The sequence below is a fragment of the Providencia sp. PROV205 genome (genome assembly GCF_028479505.1).
Lineage (GTDB): Bacteria > Pseudomonadota > Gammaproteobacteria > Enterobacterales > Enterobacteriaceae > Providencia > Providencia huaxiensis.
On the sequence record NZ_JAMPNU010000021.1, the window covers coordinates 1 to 18,898 of the forward strand.

Genomic DNA, 18,898 nt, shown 5'->3' on the forward strand with positions numbered 1-18,898 from the left:
AGTTATCTCAGCTTTATGAATTCATTACTTCACATCGATACGAGGCAATTCGCCCATTTCTTTGAGTTTTTTAGATATTTCACGACGCTCTTTAGAAAGCTCTGCGTTCTTAATAATATAATCATCGACGCGATCATCATAATCGCTACGCATGTTCGCAATAATTGCCTGAATATCTTCAATCGACATGCCTGGTTTTATATATTCACTCAAGTTATCCAGCAGTAAAACACGCTTCTGGTTATCACGAATTTTTTTCTCATTGTCGGTAATTTCACGACGAATTTTATTTTTGCGACGAAACATACGCACAAATTCCAGAACATTTTGGAAAGACGGCTTGTTAGCGTTGTCCATGTTTAAAACCCTCTAGTCAATATTCAAAACGCATTATCTATTAACACAATACATTCTAATCCTATCGTGTTACAAGCCCGTTTCGCATATTTATCAAATTATTCCGCTGAAAATTGATTTCACTTTATACTTTTACGTCCAAATTTTCGGAGTGACCTTCATAAAATTTATTTATCTGATCTTGCCCTTTGATTTCTGGATCACCAGCGCCATCACCTCTGAGACAAAATGCAGATAATATTGTCGTAATAATCACAAATGTACCCATAACGAGATAGGTATGAGCAAAACCAATTTTATCATACCCCCAGCCTGCTAATGGGGAAAAAAGACTTGCAACGACAGAACTCATGCAACTAAAGCCAACTAAATAAAGTGTCGATGACAAACGCTTATCAAAATGAAGACTGTTATATTTAAAAATTGCGACTAAAAGAATTGGGAGTTCAACGGCATGCAGTAACTTCATTATCGATATCATAATTGCGCCATCAGCTAAGCCTGAACCAATAATCCGTAACGCCATGACTGAACTCGCAAATAATAACCCATTTTTAGCACCGATGCGGTTGACGATAAATGGCGCTATGAACATGCCTCCCGCCTCTAAGAAAACCTGCAATGAATTTAGATAACCGTACATCTCATTACCTAGTTGTTCACTTTGGAACTGATGAACAAAATACACCATAAATTGCTGGTCATAGACGCTGTATATGCAGGTTCCAAATACAAATAATATTAAAGCCCAAAATTGAGGCTGCACAAATAATTGTAAAGCATCTTTCACCGTTATGACGGAAGGCTTACCGTGTTCAAGACTATTATAAGCATCCGTATTTACTGTTTTTAATTTCAATAAAATAACTAAAAATAATAAGCCTGAAACGGTTGCCATAATAAAATTGTAGTCGGGGTTTACGTTAATATTACTTCCAGCAAAAAACGTTGCAGTCGCCCAACCCAATGAGCCCCACATCCTCGCTTTACCATATTCAAAATTGCATAATCGGCTGACCCGCTCAGTATAAGACTCAAGAACACCTATCCCTGCGTGAAATGTCATACCAATAAACAAACCGCCAATAACACTGCCTAAAAATACATTCCATTTTAGCAACGTACCGAAAACCATAAAAAATGGCCCAGATAAAATCAGCAGTACAGCAATAAATAGCAGTAAATTTTTTCGTAATCCTAATTTGTCCTGTATAAATCCATAAAGTGGCTGTGCGCAAAGCGCCACAATTGAAATACAAGAGAAAATAAACCCCGTATCTGCACCATCTAAGCCAACATATTTACGCAGCCAAATTGCGACGACAGAAAATATTGATGACCACGTGAAAAAGAAAAAAAACAATAATGCACTCAAAGAGGCATAATACTGTCTTGACCCACGCTCCATATTTCATCACCTGCCAAAAATTATCCTGATTAAGCAGCTATCAATCTCACTCGCTCAATATCAGATAGCGTTGGTTTAGCTTTCACAGTAGATAAGGTATCATTAATCAACAATGTATAGTGATACCAATAAATTAACCACTATCAACCTATTATATAACCATCAAAATGGTGAAAACGTTGCAAGATAATAAAAAACAACCTTCATTCTTTATTCATGACTATGAAACCTTTGGTAAACGCCCTGCTCTCGATAGGCCTGCACAATTTGCCGGCGTTCGTACCGACCTTGATTTTAATATCATTGAAGAACCTGAGGTTTTTTATTGCGCTCCGGCTGATGATTATTTACCACAGCCTGAAGCCGTCATGATCACAGGGATCACCCCACAGGTGGCATTATCTCAAGGCGTTAATGAAGCCGAGTTTGCTAAACGAATTCATGCAGCTTTTAGTGTCCCTAATACCTGTATTATGGGTTACAACAATATCCGTTTCGATGATGAAGTTACCCGTAATATTTTTTATCGAAATTTTTACGACCCATATGCTTATAGCTGGCAACAAGGAAATTCACGTTGGGATTTACTCGACACTCTGCGTGCCTGTTTTGCACTTCGCCCTGAAGGTATGCAATGGCCAGAAAATGAAGATGGCCTACCAAGTATGCGCTTAGAACATTTGACCAAAGCAAATGGGGTTGCTCATGAAAATGCTCACGATGCAATGTCTGACGTTTTAGCCACTATTAACATGGCAAAACTGTTGAAAGCTGCTCAACCGCGGATGTTCGACTATTTCTATCAGTTAAGAAATAAAAACAAAATAAGCCAACTTATTGATATTGTAGAAATAACGCCATTAGTTCATGTGTCTGGTATGTTTGGCGCATTGCGTTCTTATGTTAGTTTAGTTGCGCCTCTTGCTTGGCACCCTGACAACAAAAATGCCGTCATTATGTGTGATTTATCTGCCGATATCTCACCATTAATTGAGTTAGATGTTCAACAGTTACGTACTCGTTTATATACACCTAAAGCCGAACTGGCTGGCGAGTCCCCTGTTCCTGTAAAGTTAGTGCATATTAATAAGTGCCCTATTTTAGCGCCAGAGAAAACTCTGCGGCCAGAAGACGCGCAGCGAACCGGTGTTGACCGTGACTTGTGTATGCGCAATTTGGAAACCTTACGCAAGGCTCCTGACATTCGTAACAAATTAATTGAGTTATTTAGCGAGCCTCAAGTATTCGCAGAGTCAGATGATGTCGATACACAAATTTATAATGGCTTTTTCAGTCCTTCTGACCGCTCAACTATGGATATTATTCGTGAGACATCCCCACAAAACTTGCCTGCATTGGAATTAAGTTTTGAAGATAAACGTATGAAAGAACTGTTCTTTCGCTATAAAGCACGTAATTACCCTGCGACGCTATCTTATGATGAGCAGCAACGCTGGTTACAGCACCGTAGGGATTACTTTAATGAAGAACGTTTAACAGACTATATGCAACAAATACAGCAACTACTTGTAGAACATCAACATGATGAAAAGCGTTGTCAGCAATTAAAAGCATTGATTAATTATGCGAGAGATCTCGCCAGTTAATTTATCAATAAAAAAGGCAGATATTGTACTATTCCCAATATCTGCCTTACTTCATTTATATAGCGAGTTTATTGCTGGTCATGAGTATGACCACAGCCACAATCTCCTTCCCAATTTTTCCATTTAGTTGTTTTACCTAAACCTGGGTTCATTGTGTTTGTTGGGTCAGATTGCTTATAGAACGATTTCAGTTGTTCAGGGGCTTTATACAAATGCCCTACGTTATGCTCTGCAGGGTATTGAGCGCCTCTTTCATCTAATAACGCTAACATTTTTTCTTTTAGCTCTTTCGGATCTACACCTTTCTTCAATACATAATCCTGATGCATAACATGGCACATAAAGTGACCACAATATAATTTATGAACTAATAGCTTTTCAATTTCTGGTGGTAATGTTTCAAACCAGTTTCTATCATTACGACGTAATGCGATATCAAGGGGTAAAACATCTTCCACATCTTTGTTGTGAACAGCATGATAACGAACCGCAGAACCCGCAGCAGCAAAACGGTGTAAAAATGCTTTCGCACCCTCTTCTGGCGTACATTCAAAATAGCCACCATCTGCGTTTGAAAAATAAGATTTTAGCCAAACTTTAGCTTCATCAATGCCGTCTCCAGCCATTTTCAACATTAAATGGTGTTCATAACGATCACGGAACTCTTTCATACGAGGCGGTAAGTGGGAAGGCCATAATTTACTGAGAACCTGCATGGTACGGTCAATCAGATTTGATGGTAGGAATGGGACTTTATTTAATACTGCATCAATACGCCCTTTAATAGTGAAAAACATTGGCATTTTGTCAGTGCCGAATTTATCAATCATTAAAAAGGTGTCTTTACCATAAACCTCTGCAATATCGAAGCAACCACGATGCATATATTCCCCCGCTACTGGCAGGTTTTTAAACTCACTCAGAATATAGCGACGTATATCTTCCAAAACATCTGGATTGTTAGAACCAATATAAAATACTTGTGTTTTTTTATCTGCAGGGAAGGTATCTAAGCGAACAGCAAATACCGCTAATTTGCCAGCGCACCCTGACGCTTCAAATAGGCGCCGTTCATCCGCATTGAAACGTGACGGTGTGTCTGCATCAACATCACGAACACGTTCTGCATATTCATGGTCAGACGCTAGTTTATCGCTCACTTGCACGTCTTCGCTGCTATAACCACGATTTTGTAAATTCGTCAGTATCTCTTCTGGCGTATTCCCCAAATCAATACCGAGGTGATTGACAAGCTCTACTTTGCCATCATCATTCACTCGGCCATAGAGAGCAAGTTCAGTATAGGCAGGACCTCTGCGCACCAATGAACCACCAGAACTGTTACAAATACCACCAACAACCGAGGCACCAATACATGAAGAGCCAATCAAAGAGTGCGGCTCACGCCCTAATGGTTTTAGAATTTTTTCCAGATCGTACAAAGTACTTCCCGGCATCGCAACAACTTGATTAAACTCCGGTAAAACTTGAATTTGGTTTAGTTTCAAGGTGCTAATGATGACGATATCGCGATCATAATCATAACCACTCGGAGTTGACCCTTCGGTTAACCCTGTATTAGCCGCTTGCATCAGCACAATTTTGTCTGCTTCAACACACGCCTTGAAGACATACCACTGTTCGAGCAATGTTGTTGGAAATACAACTGCGATTGCATCGCCCATACCAGAGCGGAAGCCTTTACGATAACGTTCTGTTTTATGCGGCTCTGTTAAAATATTTTTTTTGCCAACAATATTCCTAAGCGTCAGTAATAACCGTTGATTCTCAGGTTTCTTTGCATCATTCATTTGCGTGCCTTATTAATCGAATACGTAATTATCATAGTTATACATTATGTGTTGTAACAACAATATCACATAATATTATGATGTTAATAGGCTACACGCTTTATCTTAAATAATTCTTAACGGGTAAAAAAATAGCGCCTCAAGGGCGCTATTTTTAAATCTAATTCTGAACATATTCAAAATCGAATTTTTCAGTATATTCAAAATAGTTCGTGTTGTAGCAAGGCGCCGAGCAAAACGCAGCTACGGCGCGAAATAGGAAGAATTATGAAGAACTATACGTCGCTCATCTGCGGCATAGGCCGCTTAAACATGCGTGTCAGCACCGCCATATAGACCAAACCAACTGCTGTCCAGATCAACCCATAAACCATTGAGTCTTCTTCAATATTCAGCCATAACACACACACTGTTAGCGTACCAATAACAGGCAGGATCAAGTAGTTTAGGATATTTTTGAAGCCAGTCATTCGACGTTCACGAATAAAGAATTGGCTAATGACAGAAATATTCACGAAGGTGAACGCAATTAGCGCACCAAAGTTAATTAATGCTGTCGCAAAATCCATTTCAAACCAGATAGCGCCTAATGCCAAGAAACCAACCAGTAATACGTTGTATGCCGGGGTGCGCCATGTTGGGCTTACGTAGCCAAAGACTTTTTCTGGGAATACCCCATCACGTCCCATCACATACATTAAACGCGCACTACCTGCATGAGCGGCCATGCCTGATGCTAATACGGTAACACATGAGAACACCAGAATGATTGACTGGAAGAATGTACCAGCGACAAAACGCATAATATCTGGTTGTGTTTCGTTTATATTCTTAAAGCGTGATACATCAGGGAAGTATTGCTGTAAGAAGAACGAAACAGTAATAAAGATAACCCCACCGATTAACGCAGTTAAGAAAATAGCACGAGGAATAACTTTACCGGCATTCGGTGTTTCTTCTGAGAGTGAACTTAACCCGTCAAAACCTAAGAATGAGAAACAGAGGATTGTTGCCCCAGCAATGAGTGGGATCATTTCCGTTTTTTCATTAGCAAATGGGTTAAAAGTCCAGATTTCTCCCGTTCCTTCACCGTTAGAAACACCGTGGATCACAAGCCCTGTAAACACCACCATGACACCCACTTGAATAATAGCAATGACGGTACTTAAGTTTGCAATCACGTTAATCCCACGTAAGTTGGCTGCAGTCATTAAAATAACCAGCCCAACAACGAAGATTGCAGGTTCTACATTAGGGAAAATATCTTGTAAATAGATTTTAGCCAATAAGATGTTGATCATTGGCATAAAAATATAGGACAACAATGATGTCCAGCCCACCAAGAAGCCAATGTGTGGGCTCATGGATTTTTGGGCATAAGTATACGCTGAACCGGCTGATGGGAAACGTTTCACCAATTTGCCGTAGCTCAGTGCAGTAAACAGTATCGCAGCAAGTGCAATAATGTATGAAGTTGGAACATGTCCACCGGTTTTATCTGATACCATTCCGAAGGTATCAAATATCGTCATTGGCTGGATATATGCAATACCAATCATTACCACTTGCACCAATGTTAAGGTTTTTGCAAGTTGTACGCGGTTATTCGCACCCGTTTGATTGTGACCGATGTCTAATGGAATTGGCGTATTATTTTGCACGTCTAAGCCCTCCCATAACTTTCGATTGCATACTACTTCGGCTTAATCGACAGTTACTGGGAAGACTTTGCATCTGCCTATAGGCAGAGAAAAACGAAGAAAGGGAGAAAGGCGTGTGAGCGAAGCCACCGAGAGCCCCGTAGTCATCGATACGGCAGCCGCCAGCGCCTGGCCCTGCTGCGAATGCGAAAAAGTAAGCCATAAAAGCATTCCTCAAATCGGTAGCGAAAAATGTTTGCTACACGTAAATATTAAAATTATCTCTCCGGCTCTATGTCCGGCCCCGCTAGAATGAACGTTCCTAAAAACAAAAAAACCGATGCTTTATTTAATTAAGCATCAGTTATTTTTTAGTTCGCGCATTTTGCACGCCATAACTCGAAATAGCAAGCTAAATTGTTAACAAATCACCCTATTTCCCATGAGAAATTTTGATTATTTCTGACTTTTTGCCATATCTGCTTATAAGTTCTTTTTCTTATGATTTTTATCAGGTTTTAATCAACAAAAAACCCTCTGGTGAGAGCCAAAGGGTTTGGGTTAATCGAGATAGTATTTTCGATTAGAAGTTGTAGTTGATACCGATATTGTAACGACGGCCTTCTAATTCAGCACCGTAAGTCGCATTATCGATACGGCGATCTAAGACGTTATAGACACCACCAACAATGTTCGCATTCTTGTTAAGCTGATAACTCGCACCTAAATCAAATAAAGCATAAGATGCTGTACCACTTGACATTTTTTGTCCACGGCCTTGGTACTCAGAGGTTTTACCACGGAAATTCATACGCGTCCACGTTTCTAAATCTTCAGTGGTTTGCCATGTCAGTGTGGAATTAGCCATATGTTTAGGCTGTTTATTTAATGGCTTACCTTTATTTACACCACTTTTTTGTTCAGTATCGGTATAGGTGTAGTTAGCTGCGAAGCTTAAGTCATCCACAATACGCCAGTTGAAAGTTAGTTCAACACCGCGCATTCTTGCTTTATCAACGTTTGCTTTGTCACTAATAAAACGATATGGTTTTCCAGGTTTATCACCTTCACCATCTTGAGCTACTGTACATGCTCTTACTGTGCTACTATTTTCTTCACAACGCCTAACTTCAGTAATTTTATCTTTAAAGTCAGTGTTATAGATAGTTATCCCTGCGGTAATATTATCTTGGTTATTCCAAATAACACCAATTTCTTCAGTAATACTTTTCTCTGGTTTCAAATCAGGATTACCATAAATAACGGCATTTCCTGCACCACCGCCTGTTGCTTGTCCCCAGTTTGCGGACGATTCGCGCAAGCTTGGTGCTTTATAACCTGTAGTTACCCCACCTTTAATCGTCCATTGTTCATCAGCATGCCATACACCATACAGACGCGGAGTCCAGTGTGAACCATAGTTTTCGTCTTTATCCATACGAAGGCCACCCGTTAATGCAAAATCATTAGTCATTAACCATTCATCTTCTGCAAATAACGCCCAGCTATATCGTTCAAGCTGATTATACTGTTTAAATTTATTACCTTCGTCTTTCAACTTCTCTTTACGATATTGACCGCCGATACTTAAACTATGATCACCCAGTAAAAAGACACTTTGATTACGGAAAACAAGGTCTTCAGCCGTCATTTTACGGCCTGGGTTTTTTGTCTCATCGTATTGAACATAGGTATCTGTTGATGCAATATCATAAATACCCGTATGGGTTAATGCCATATGAGTCAATTCATATTTGCTAAAACCGCTACCATCACCTCTTTTGCTGGTATAACCTTCACGGTCATCACGGTGTTGGTTATCACGTTTGAACTCTGCATCGAAGGTATTTTTGTCATCTGGAGTTAACGATACCGTTGCTCCACCACTTGCCATGATTTGGCGGTTAAAACCATTAATGATTTTATCTTCACCACGATGTGAATACTGGCCTTGTAGTTTTACACCTAACAAACCATCAATTAATGGACCAGAGGTATAGAAACTGCCTTGCCCTGTATTACCTGAATTTTTGCGTTCTGTAATTGTGGCATCTGCTCGTAAACTGGTCGTCCACTCTTGTTGCACACGACGAGTGATAATATTGATAACCCCACCCATCGCATCTGAACCGTACAGCGATGACATTGGGCCGCGTACCACTTCAATACGCTCAATCGCAGGTAATGGCGGTAACCAACCTTGCTCAATACCAGAACCGTCACTATTTGGACGAGTGCTGCGTGTATCTACACGTTTACCATCGATTAAAATCATGGTGTATTTTGCATCCATACCACGGATGCTAATATCAGAGCTACTGCCGCCACCGGTGACCAAAACACCCGGTACATCTTTTAATGCGTCAGTTACATCACGATAAGCTTTAGTTTCGAGTTGTTCGCGAGTTACTACAGAAATAGACGCAGGTGCATCTTCAATTTTCTGTTGATAACCTGATGCGGTTGTAACATAGATTTTATCTTTACTGTCATCAGCAAATGCAGGTGCCGCAGCGATAGCCGCAATTATGCTAATTGCCACTTTTCTTTTATTAAAAACAACCATTCCCAACTCTCCAAGAGATATTTTGTTTTATATATGAATTGATTTGCTCACATTGATTTCATTGAATCAAAAATATCATTTTTATTATTTAGGCATTTAAATACCCATAAGAAATTCATGGTAAAAAACCATTATATAATTCAATTAAATTTCCTGTGGGTAATTACTATTAATTAATATTTAATTTGTTTATTTTTGAATATTGTTTCCTATTATTTTATTTGATGTGCTTGCTGTGTACTGCAAGCACATCATTTGCTTAGTGATATTAACTCGCCAGTTTATCAACCAGCCCATCAATCAGGACTTGTGGAACACCTTGCGAACAACGTTCGATGCGACCGCGTACACCATAAACCTCAGCAAGGCTTTCGGGTGTAATGACCTCTGCGGGTTCACCTTGTGCAATTAAATTACCCTGTTTCAACATTAATATGTGTTCTGCATGTTTAAGCGCAATATTAATATCATGAACAACCACAACCGTGATTATATTTCGGCGTTTGGTTTCTTTCGCCACTAAATCCATCACATGGTATTGGTAATTCAAATCCAATGCACTTAACGGTTCATCTAATAACAATAAGTTGGGTTGACGAATTAAAGATTGAGCCAAACCGACTAATTGTTTTTGCCCACCTGAAAGTTGGTCTAAATAACTTAACGCCAAATGTTCAATACCCAATTGGCGTAATAACCCCATCACTTCGTCTTTACTGTTTTCATTGCTTAAACCGCCTGAAGCACGTTGAGCAACAATAACAGACTCGAGAACATACAGGTGCACACCAGCAGGTAACGTTTGCGGTAAATACACCACATTTTGTGCCCGCTGGGCAAAACTCTGTTGGGTTAAATCCAAACCATCAAGCAACAACTGCCCTGTTGCCTTATTTAGACCCGCCAGCGAACGCAACAACGTGGATTTACCACTGCCATTAGGCCCAAGTAATACCGTGATCTTGCCGCGAGGCAAAATGTCCGTCGATAAATTCTCAATCACCGGGCGTTTTGGGTAGCCTGCATTAAATTGATTAATAATCAGGCCACTCATGATACGTTCCCTCTATGACGTAAAATAATGCTTAAAAAGAACGGTACCCCCACTAATGATGTCACAATCCCAACAGGAATAATCACACCAGGAATAATATTCTTCGACGCAATTGACGCCATTGATAAAATTAACGCCCCAATTAATGCACTTGCTGGTAGATAAAAACGGTGATCTTCACCAAAAATCAACCTTGCAATATGCGGTGCGACTAAACCAATAAAAGCAATAGGGCCAACAAATGCCACCGCTAAAGCCGATAAAATACTAATACGCAATAACGTTGTTAGCCTTAAACGACGCACATCAATACCAAAACTGATTGCCCTGTCCTCGCCCAACCTTAAAGCCGTCAGTTTCCATGAGCTCATCATGGCAATCGGGAAAATAAGTGCGAACACTAGCGCCATCACACCCAGTTTTACCCAAGTTGCTTTTGATAAACTCCCCATCGTCCAAAAGACTAAACCTTGCAAGGTATCTTCCGTCGCGATGAATTGCATCATAGAAACCAATGCATTAAAGGTGAACACGAGAGCAATACCAAACAATACGACACCTGAAGTTGCTACGCGCGTCCAACGGGTTACTGCGTCTAACATCAAAGCGGCTAACAACGCAAAAATAAAGGCATTCGCTGATATCACCCATTGGTCAGGCACACCTGGAATTGCAATGCCAGAGACAATCGCTAATGCGGCACCAAAAGCCGCTGCATTAGAGACCCCTAACGTAAATGGGCTCGCTAACGGGTTATTGAGGATCGTTTGCATCTCTGCGCCAGCAAGCCCTAATGACATGCCAATCACCACTGCCATCAACGCATATGGCAGGCGAATATCCCATACGATGACGCGTGTCCCTGCATCAACGGCCTCTGGGATCACCAACGTTTGCCATAAACGCTCAAGAGATAAGCCTGATGGCCCTAAAGTAAAATCAATAACCAGTGATAATAAAATTGCCGCAACGATGACTGCTAGCCATGTCAACCGACGACGTAACATATTTTGATAATGTATTTTTACATTATCGTCAGCCTGAATCGCTGCTTTTTCGGCCGCAACTATTGGCTCGCTCGTAATACTCATCAATTCTTACCCGTTTTCATTACTTTTCGCTGACCCAATATACACCTGTTGGCTCAATGGCGAGAAACTCTCTATGTAATTGCTCCAGCGTTTTTTGCGGCTCAAGGTCGGTAAATTGTTCTGGATAGAACCACTTAGCGAAAACTTGCGTCGCAATTACATTGTACGGAGAGTTATAGTAATTGTGCCAAATAGCATAATCTTGCTTATCTTTTATGGCTGATAACGCGCTAATTCCTTTACGTTCAGTAATTTTTTTCAGGCTTTCTTTTGCATCAGTTAATGTGCTTTGTGCCCCTAATTGAACGCCTGCATCTTTACTTCCCGGTGCTTTTGCACCAGATGCAATGTAAATACTTGGGTCTGCAGCAATGATTTTCTCTAAATTCATCGTACCAAGTGCACCCGGTAAAACGCCTTTAGCAATATTTTTACCACCAGCTAAATCAATAAAGTTCCCCATATTCCCATCACCAGCGGTACCACAGCAGTCTTCAAAGGCTCCCGCGCGTAATTCGATAAAAACACTGGGTTTTTTATCGTCTGGTATTTTAGAGGTAATATCAGTGACTAACTTTTGGTTTCTTTCATAAAAATCGACATACTTATTTGCTGCCTGTTCACGATTTAACGCTTTGCCAAGTAAACGCATACTTGGCAATGTATTTTCCAGTGGCTTATCACGGAAATCCACGAATACGACAGGCACTCCCGCTTTTTCAAGCTGGTTAACTAATTCGCTATTTTTACCCGGCCCATGGCCTGACAAACCAAAAATCGCGATATCTGGATTTAGGGTTAATACTTTTTCTGAACTGACGCTATCTGCGCTGGTATTACCAATCAGTGGAATATTATCAATTTCAGGAAATTTAGCTTTATAAGCAGCGTAGGTTTGTGGGTCTAGTTTTCGAAGGTCACCTTGCCAACCCACAATTCGGTCAATAGGTTTATCACCTTCCAGCAGAGCTATTGCACTAAATAGGCGTCCCTCACCTAATAAAATGCGATTAACATTATCAGGAACTTCAACTGTACGACCTGCAATATCAGTGACTGTTGCAGCCCAAGCACTCATACTGGCACTTGCTAATAACGCTAAACTTATCCCTTTTACTACCGACCTAGCTACAGACTTCTTGGCTACCGACGACATAGTATTAAGCTCCACTATTAACCTCATTGACTTACCTTTTTTTTATGCGGTAACAATAAAGCAAATAAGAATACTTATCAATACGATTATTAGTTTAATCATGACTTTCATCAATGGAATTCTGTGACCACCATCGTAAAGCCAAGCATTCAGCATATTTTACCGCCAAAATACCACTTTATTGCCAGCGCTATATATAAAAAAACAGCACCCTATAAAGAGTGCTGTTTTCATGATAAGTATTTTAAAAAATTATTTATCTAAATTTTCGCGGTAACTTGGAAAGCTCATGTCTTTATAGCGAATAAACGTAGTTTTCTTCGCTATCTTATAGCCAAACCAAATCGCTAAAAATAATGGGAGACCAATATAAGTTGCAGTAACCCCTACCCAATCAATTTTATCTTCTAAAAAGGCTTGGTAATTTTGGCCTAATGTAATTGTTAAACACAAAATAAAGGCAAAAATAGGGCCAATTGGGAAGAAACCTGAACGATAAGGTAAATCATTAAGATCTTTCCCTTGTGCAATATAGCCTCTACGGAAACGATAATGGCTAATTGCAATACCTAACCAAGCAATAAACCCTGTCATCCCGGATGTATTTAATAGCCACAGGTACACCGTCTGGTTTCCAAACATAGAACTTAAGAAACACAATCCCGCAACAACTGTTGTTGCTAACAATGCATAACGCGGTACGCCCCCTTTAGATAAACGGGCGAAAATGCGCGGCGCTTTGCCTTCACGCGCTAAGGTATACAACATACGCGTTGATGCGTACATACCCGAGTTACCTGCCGATAATACTGCCGTTAAGATAACCGCATTCATCACTGCTGCTGCGGATAATAGGCCTGCATTTTCAAATACTAAGGTAAATGGACTGACACTAATATCTTTGACATCATTACGCAGTAAACTTGGGTCAGTATAAGGAATGATCAAACTAATAATTAAGATTGCGAAGATATAGAATAACAGTATACGCCAAAATACTTTGCGCACTGCTTTTGGAATATTTTTGGCAGGATCTTTCGACTCACCCGCAGCAATACCAATTAATTCAGTACCTTGGAATGAGAAACCAACGATCATTGCCACACCAATCATCGCTGAGAAACCACCAGCAAAAGGTGCATCACCAATTTCCCAATTATGCCATCCTGCATTCTCTGCACCATTCATGATGCCAAAAATCATTAATACCCCGACGATAATAAAAATAACGACCGTGGTGACTTTTATTAATGAGAACCAGTATTCCGCTTCACCAAACCCTTTAACAGAGATGAAATTCAGTAAGAAAATAATGGCAAGGAAGATTGCGCTCCAAATCCAACCGGGAGTATCTGGGAACCAGTAGGTCATCACCAACTGAGCGGCAACTAAGTCAACGGCAATAGTCACAGCCCAGTTGTACCAGTAGTTCCACCCTAGTGCGAAACCAAAACCTTCATCGACATATTTTGCACCATAGGTTGCAAATGAGCCTGAAACAGGCATATAAGCGGCTAACTCGCCCAAACTGGTCATCAAAAAATAGACCATTAAGCCAATGATAGCATAAGAAAGGAGTGCTCCACCGGGGCCTGCTTGTGCAACCGTTGCACCGGATGCAACGAATAAACCGGTACCGATGGACCCACCGATAGCAATCATCGCAAGATGGCGTGCCTTTAACTCACGGCGTAGTTTTTGTGGGCCGCCCTGCGAGATAGTATTGGTATGTTGTTCTGACATTTGTTCCCTGCATTTTATTATTCAGCTAATATCGCATGGATTCTAGCAAAATAGGCTGTGAGAACTAAGCAACTCTTCACTGTTATAAGATACCTTCATAATTCACATAAAATTATAAGTAAAACGCGTTATTACCCAAGATCGAATATTGTTTCTTTAAAATCTTAGAAAAAACTTAACGTAGTTATTCCTCTGAAGGCTTTAGCCCGTTGCGAGGCGGCAAATGATTGGCATGTGGCTTGGGTAATCGAATGCAGCCAACAACGCAACGGACTAAAAGGTAACGAGAGTTTTTTAGTGACAATATGACAACAAATTAGTAATCGCACTCGAAATATGCTTTTGGCGGTGATAAATCAAATATAGCGTTCTTTCTAAATGAAGTTCGTCTATTTTTAACTCAACTAAAGTCCCATTCTCTAATTGCTCTTCGATCACTCGGCGTGATAAACAGCTTATACCTATTCCATATCGAACGGCATGTTTGATAGCTTCTGAATTTCCAAGCTCCATCAAAATATGAAAGCCGGGAAGATGTGCAAATAATAGTTGGTCAAGGACATCCCGCGTACCAGAGCCCCTTTCACGCAAGATCCAAGGAGCATCACGTAAATCTTTTAAAGAGACGCTTTTATTCGCTAATGGGTTTTGAGGTGAAACAAAAATAACGAGTTCATCTTTTAACCATGCTTTAGAAATTAACTCAGGGCTATGGCAAACGCCTTCAATTAACCCAACGTCCGCTCTAAACTCCATAACGGATTTAATGATCTCTTCTGTGTTACTGATAAAAAGCTCTAAAGGAATATCTGGGTGGTCATGACGATAACCCGCTAAGACTTCCGGTAAAATATAATTACCAATCGTCGTACTGGCAGCAAGACGCACAGCTCCCATCTCTTTTTTAAATAATTGCTCGACCTCTAGCCCTTGCTCTAATAATGCTAAAGCTTTGGGATAAAGCAGCCTTCCGTGCTCATTCGTAACAAGTCGTTTACCCACACGGTCAAATAATTGAACACCTAGTTGACCTTCTAAATCCGTTAGCGACGCACTGACAGCCGACTGTGAAAGCGCTAATAGCTGAGATGCTTGCGTCGTGGAGCCACTTTTTAATACTTCCGTAAAAACCTCAAGTTGCCTAAGAGTAATTCGCATAAAGGTAAGCCCCAACGTGATTTTTAGTATTTGTAATAATAATGTTAATATTAACGATTTATTCGCAATATTCCAGAAGAAACTTATAATCTATTTTGGTGGTAGATTATATAAAGATAATCAATTTAAATTATTATTGCTTTTGTTATATCCTTATTACTAAATCTTATAAGCGGTAATAAAGAGTATTATCATGAATAAAAGTGACACCAACACCCTTGAGCAAAATAGCCTAAGCCCTATATTTAAACTCATACCAGGCATTATTTTAGCGGGTATTCTAACTGCTATTGCAATTTACCTAGGTGACCAACCCTGGTTTATGGATATCGGTTTAGGTGCATTAACCCTCGCAATATTATTAGGAATTATTGTAGGGAATACTTTTTACCCCGTAGCCAGTCGATCTTGTGATGCTGGTACTAAATTTGCCAAACACTATTTCCTACGCGCTGGTATTATCTTGTATGGCTTTCGCCTTACTTTCCAGCAGATCACTGACGTAGGAGCAACTGGGGTAATTATTGATGCTTTAACATTAACATCGACATTTTTATTAGCATATTGGCTAGGTAAAAAAGTGTTCGGTCTTGATGAAGAAACAACATTGTTAATTGGCGCAGGCAGTAGTATTTGTGGTGCAGCTGCCGTCATGGCAACCGAACCTGTCGTTAAAGCTTCTGCGAGTAAAGTCGCTGTTGCTGTTTCAACCGTTGTTATCTTTGGTACGATTTGTATCTTTGTTTACCCTTGGATTTACCAATTAAATGCGCACTTCGGCTGGTTTCCAGCAACAGAAGAAACTTTTGGGATTTATATTGGTTCAACCGTGCATGAAGTTGCACAGGTTGTTGCAGCAGGCCACACCATTGGTACTGACGCAGAAAATGCCTCTGTCATTGCCAAAATGATCCGTGTCATGATGCTTGCGCCTTTTCTAATTATTTTATCGGCTTTCTTAAGCCGTAAAACAGCGGCTAACCAAACAGCCAATAGCCAAAAAAGCAAAATCACTATTCCTTGGTTCGCTGTATTTTTTATTGTTGTTGCAGGTTTTAATTCACTCAACTTACTGCCTCAAGTGTTAGTGCAACAAATCATTGCGTTAGATACAATTTTACTCGCTATGGCAATGGTGGCTTTAGGACTAACGACCCATGTGAGTGCTATTCGCCAAGCGGGTATTAAACCCTTATTAATGGCGCTGATTCTATTTGTTTGGCTGATTGTTGGCGGGCTTCTAATTAACGTACTGATTCAAAGCATTTTTTAGCATATATTCTCCTCATTTTTAGCCACCTTACTTGGTGGCTTTTTTGTTGATTTCATTTATTTGCTCATTAATGGCATACTCCAAGAAAAAGGAGTCAAAAATGAAATATATTGGAGCACATGTCAGCGCCTCAGGTGGCGTTGACCAAGCCGTTATTCGCGCACATGAAATCAATGCAACCGCTTTTGCTTTATTCACAAAAAATCAGCGCCAATGGAAAGCTGCGCCACTAAGCGAAGACGTGATTAAAAAATTTAAAGATAACTGCAAAAAATATGGGTACGGTAAACACCAGATCCTTCCTCATGACAGCTATTTGATCAATCTAGGTCACCCCGAATTTGAAGCTTTAGAGAAATCTCGTGTCGCTTTTATCGATGAGATGCAACGCTGCGAACAATTAGGTATTGATTTACTTAACTTTCACCCAGGTAGTCATTTAAAGAAAATTGAAATTGACGATTGTTTAGCGCGGATTGCTGAATCTATTAATATTGCCCTTGCTGAGACCGAAGGGGTGATTGCAGTTATTGAAAATACGGCCGGCCAAGGGACTAACTTGGGCTTTGACTTTACACATCTCGCAAAAATTATTGATGGAGTGAAAGATAAAAGCCGTGTAGGCGTTTGTATTGATACTTGCCACGCATTTGCCGCAGGTTATGACTTACGCACAGCCGAAGATTGTGACAAAACATTCGGCCAATTTGCAGAGATTGTTGGATTTGAATTTCTAAAAGGAATGCACCTGAATGATGCTAAAAGTGAATTTGCCAGCCGCGTTGACCGCCACCATAGTTTAGGTGAAGGGAACATTGGCTTTGCTCCATTTACTTACATTATGCAAGATGACCGCTTTGATGGTATCCCATTGATTTTAGAAACTGTTAACCCCGATATTTGGCCGCAAGAAATTGCATGGCTAAAAGCACAACAAAATAGCTAATTATTTGCTTTCTAATAACCAAAAACCCCTGCATTTATCATGCGGGGGTTTTGGTTGAAACTAATGTACTATAACGACTTCATTTCAATTTTAGCCATCATATCCGCTAATTTGTTTCTATTTTTTAAACCGACATCTGGCTGAGAAACGGATAGCGCGGAAATCGCTGTCGCCATACGTAACGTGTGCTCACTGGATTCACCGTTAAGTAACCCATAAGCTAACCCTGCCACCATGGAATCACCGGCACCAACAGTGCTTATCACTTCACAATGGGGTGGTTTTGCAAGCCAAGAGCCCGAAGCGTTAACCCAAAGGGCCCCTTCTTCCCCTAACGATATGACCACATGGGAAATCCCTTTGTCTCTTAATTCATGCGCTGCGGCCACGACCTCTTGTAAATCAGGAAGTTTTCGGCCAACCCAGCTTTCTAACTCATGACGATTAGGTTTTACTAACCATGGAGATGCTTTTAAACCTGCCTTCAAAGCTTCTCGGCTACTATCAAAAATAATACATGGACATAATTGGCGAAGGCGAGTCATCCAGCGAGTAAATTCTTCTGGGTCAATACCACTCGGTAAACTTCCGCTCACCACAACCATATCGAAATGGCCTAACCAATTGAGCGACTCTGTCGAGAAGCGGTTCCAATCTTCTTTACTAACCTCAAAACCTGAAAAATTGAAATCAGTCGATTCCCCGTTATTTTCAGTAAGTTTCACGTTAATTCGTGTACGCCCTGGCACCATGCTAAAGCGATTAGCCATACCATTTTCACTGAAAAAATGTTGAAATTCTTCTTGGTTATCCTTTCCCATAAAACCACTAACAGTGATATCAATACCTAAGTCACGGAGCACTTTTGCGACATTGACACCTTTACCACCCGCATTGAGGCTAGCGGTTTTGACTAAATTGACTTCACCAACTTCGATAGTAGAGCATAAGCCCACAAGGTCGTAAGCAGGATTTAATGTAATTGTAGCAACCCGGCGAGTCATAACCACTAATCTCCCTTATCATGATTATCGTGTCTTTAAATTTAATTATAGTTATAACATTAAAGCATATTGTTTTCAGTGATA

The 18,898-nt window shown here is 40.3% G+C and carries 15 protein-coding genes; 3 read left to right on the forward strand and 12 right to left on the reverse strand.

The features are described from left to right. Nucleotides 1-24: 24 nt before the first annotated feature. On the reverse strand, nt 25-357 hold the full coding sequence (gene tmaR, locus PR800_RS13190; RefSeq protein WP_004253179.1) for a PTS system regulator TmaR: 333 nt from the start codon (nt 355-357) through the stop codon (nt 25-27). Nucleotides 358-481: 124 nt separating this feature from the next. Further along, nucleotides 482-1,765 carry an MFS transporter gene (locus PR800_RS13195; protein WP_272531038.1) on the reverse strand — a complete coding sequence of 428 codons (1,284 nt, stop codon included), beginning with the start codon at nt 1,763-1,765 and terminating at the stop codon, nt 482-484. A 167-nt stretch (nt 1,766-1,932) separates the two neighbouring features. Here PR800_RS13195 and sbcB point away from each other — a divergent pair, with 167 nt between their 5' ends. Then, nucleotides 1,933-3,372, forward strand: coding sequence for an exodeoxyribonuclease I (gene sbcB, locus PR800_RS13200; protein ID WP_407072563.1), 1,440 nt, complete (start codon nt 1,933-1,935; stop codon nt 3,370-3,372). A 68-nt stretch (nt 3,373-3,440) separates the two neighbouring features. Here sbcB and dld read toward each other — a convergent pair whose 3' ends face one another. The 9 genes from dld to yieE all read right to left on the reverse strand — a co-directional run bounded on the left by dld (nt 3,441) and on the right by yieE (nt 15,591). After that, on the reverse strand, nt 3,441-5,183 hold the full coding sequence (dld, locus tag PR800_RS13205) for a D-lactate dehydrogenase (protein ID WP_272531040.1): 1,743 nt from the start codon (nt 5,181-5,183) through the stop codon (nt 3,441-3,443). A 275-nt stretch (nt 5,184-5,458) separates the two neighbouring features. After that, nucleotides 5,459-6,844, reverse strand: coding sequence for an APC family permease (locus PR800_RS13210; RefSeq protein ID WP_102137708.1), 1,386 nt, complete (start codon nt 6,842-6,844; stop codon nt 5,459-5,461). Next, nucleotides 6,834-7,046, reverse strand: coding sequence for a hypothetical protein (locus PR800_RS13215; protein WP_004253162.1), 213 nt, complete (start codon nt 7,044-7,046; stop codon nt 6,834-6,836). Before PR800_RS13215 ends, PR800_RS13210 begins: the two co-directional genes overlap by 11 nt. Nucleotides 7,047-7,406: 360 nt before the next feature. Then, nucleotides 7,407-9,389, reverse strand: a complete 1,983-nt coding sequence (locus tag PR800_RS13220; RefSeq protein ID WP_272531042.1) for a ligand-gated channel protein — start codon at nt 9,387-9,389, stop codon at nt 7,407-7,409. 268 nt (nt 9,390-9,657) lie between these two features. After that, complete coding sequence (locus tag PR800_RS13225) at nt 9,658-10,446, reverse strand: ABC transporter ATP-binding protein (RefSeq protein ID WP_102137706.1); 789 nt, start codon at nt 10,444-10,446, stop codon at nt 9,658-9,660. Next, nucleotides 10,440-11,534, reverse strand: coding sequence for a FecCD family ABC transporter permease (locus tag PR800_RS13230; protein WP_272531044.1), 1,095 nt, complete (start codon nt 11,532-11,534; stop codon nt 10,440-10,442). The genes PR800_RS13225 and PR800_RS13230 overlap by 7 nt, the downstream gene beginning before the upstream one ends. Before the next feature lie 19 nt (nt 11,535-11,553). Next, entirely contained in the window at nt 11,554-12,690 is a 1,137-nt protein-coding gene (locus PR800_RS13235) for an ABC transporter substrate-binding protein (RefSeq protein WP_168222847.1), read from the reverse strand. Nucleotides 12,691-12,942: 252 nt separating this feature from the next. After that, nucleotides 12,943-14,433 (reverse strand): amino acid permease, encoded by a 1,491-nt coding sequence (locus PR800_RS13240; protein ID WP_102137703.1) that lies wholly within the window; start codon nt 14,431-14,433, stop codon nt 12,943-12,945. A gap of 294 nt (nt 14,434-14,727) precedes the next feature. Continuing rightward, entirely contained in the window at nt 14,728-15,591 is an 864-nt protein-coding gene (yieE, locus tag PR800_RS13245; RefSeq protein ID WP_102137702.1) for a DNA-binding transcriptional regulator YeiE, read from the reverse strand. Between the two features lie 193 nt (nt 15,592-15,784). Between yieE and PR800_RS13250 the strand changes: the two genes are divergently transcribed. Together PR800_RS13250 and nfo are read left to right on the forward strand one after the other, a co-directional pair. Next, nucleotides 15,785-16,864: a YeiH family protein gene (locus PR800_RS13250; RefSeq protein WP_102137701.1), complete on the forward strand. Its 1,080-nt coding sequence runs from the start codon at nt 15,785-15,787 to the stop codon at nt 16,862-16,864. Nucleotides 16,865-16,964: 100 nt separating this feature from the next. Beyond that, nucleotides 16,965-17,810: a deoxyribonuclease IV gene (gene nfo, locus PR800_RS13255; RefSeq protein WP_102137700.1), complete on the forward strand. Its 846-nt coding sequence runs from the start codon at nt 16,965-16,967 to the stop codon at nt 17,808-17,810. A 68-nt stretch (nt 17,811-17,878) separates the two neighbouring features. Here nfo and fruK read toward each other — a convergent pair whose 3' ends face one another. Further along, entirely contained in the window at nt 17,879-18,814 is a 936-nt protein-coding gene (gene fruK / locus PR800_RS13260) for a 1-phosphofructokinase (RefSeq protein ID WP_102137803.1), read from the reverse strand. Nucleotides 18,815-18,898: the final 84 nt, after the last annotated feature.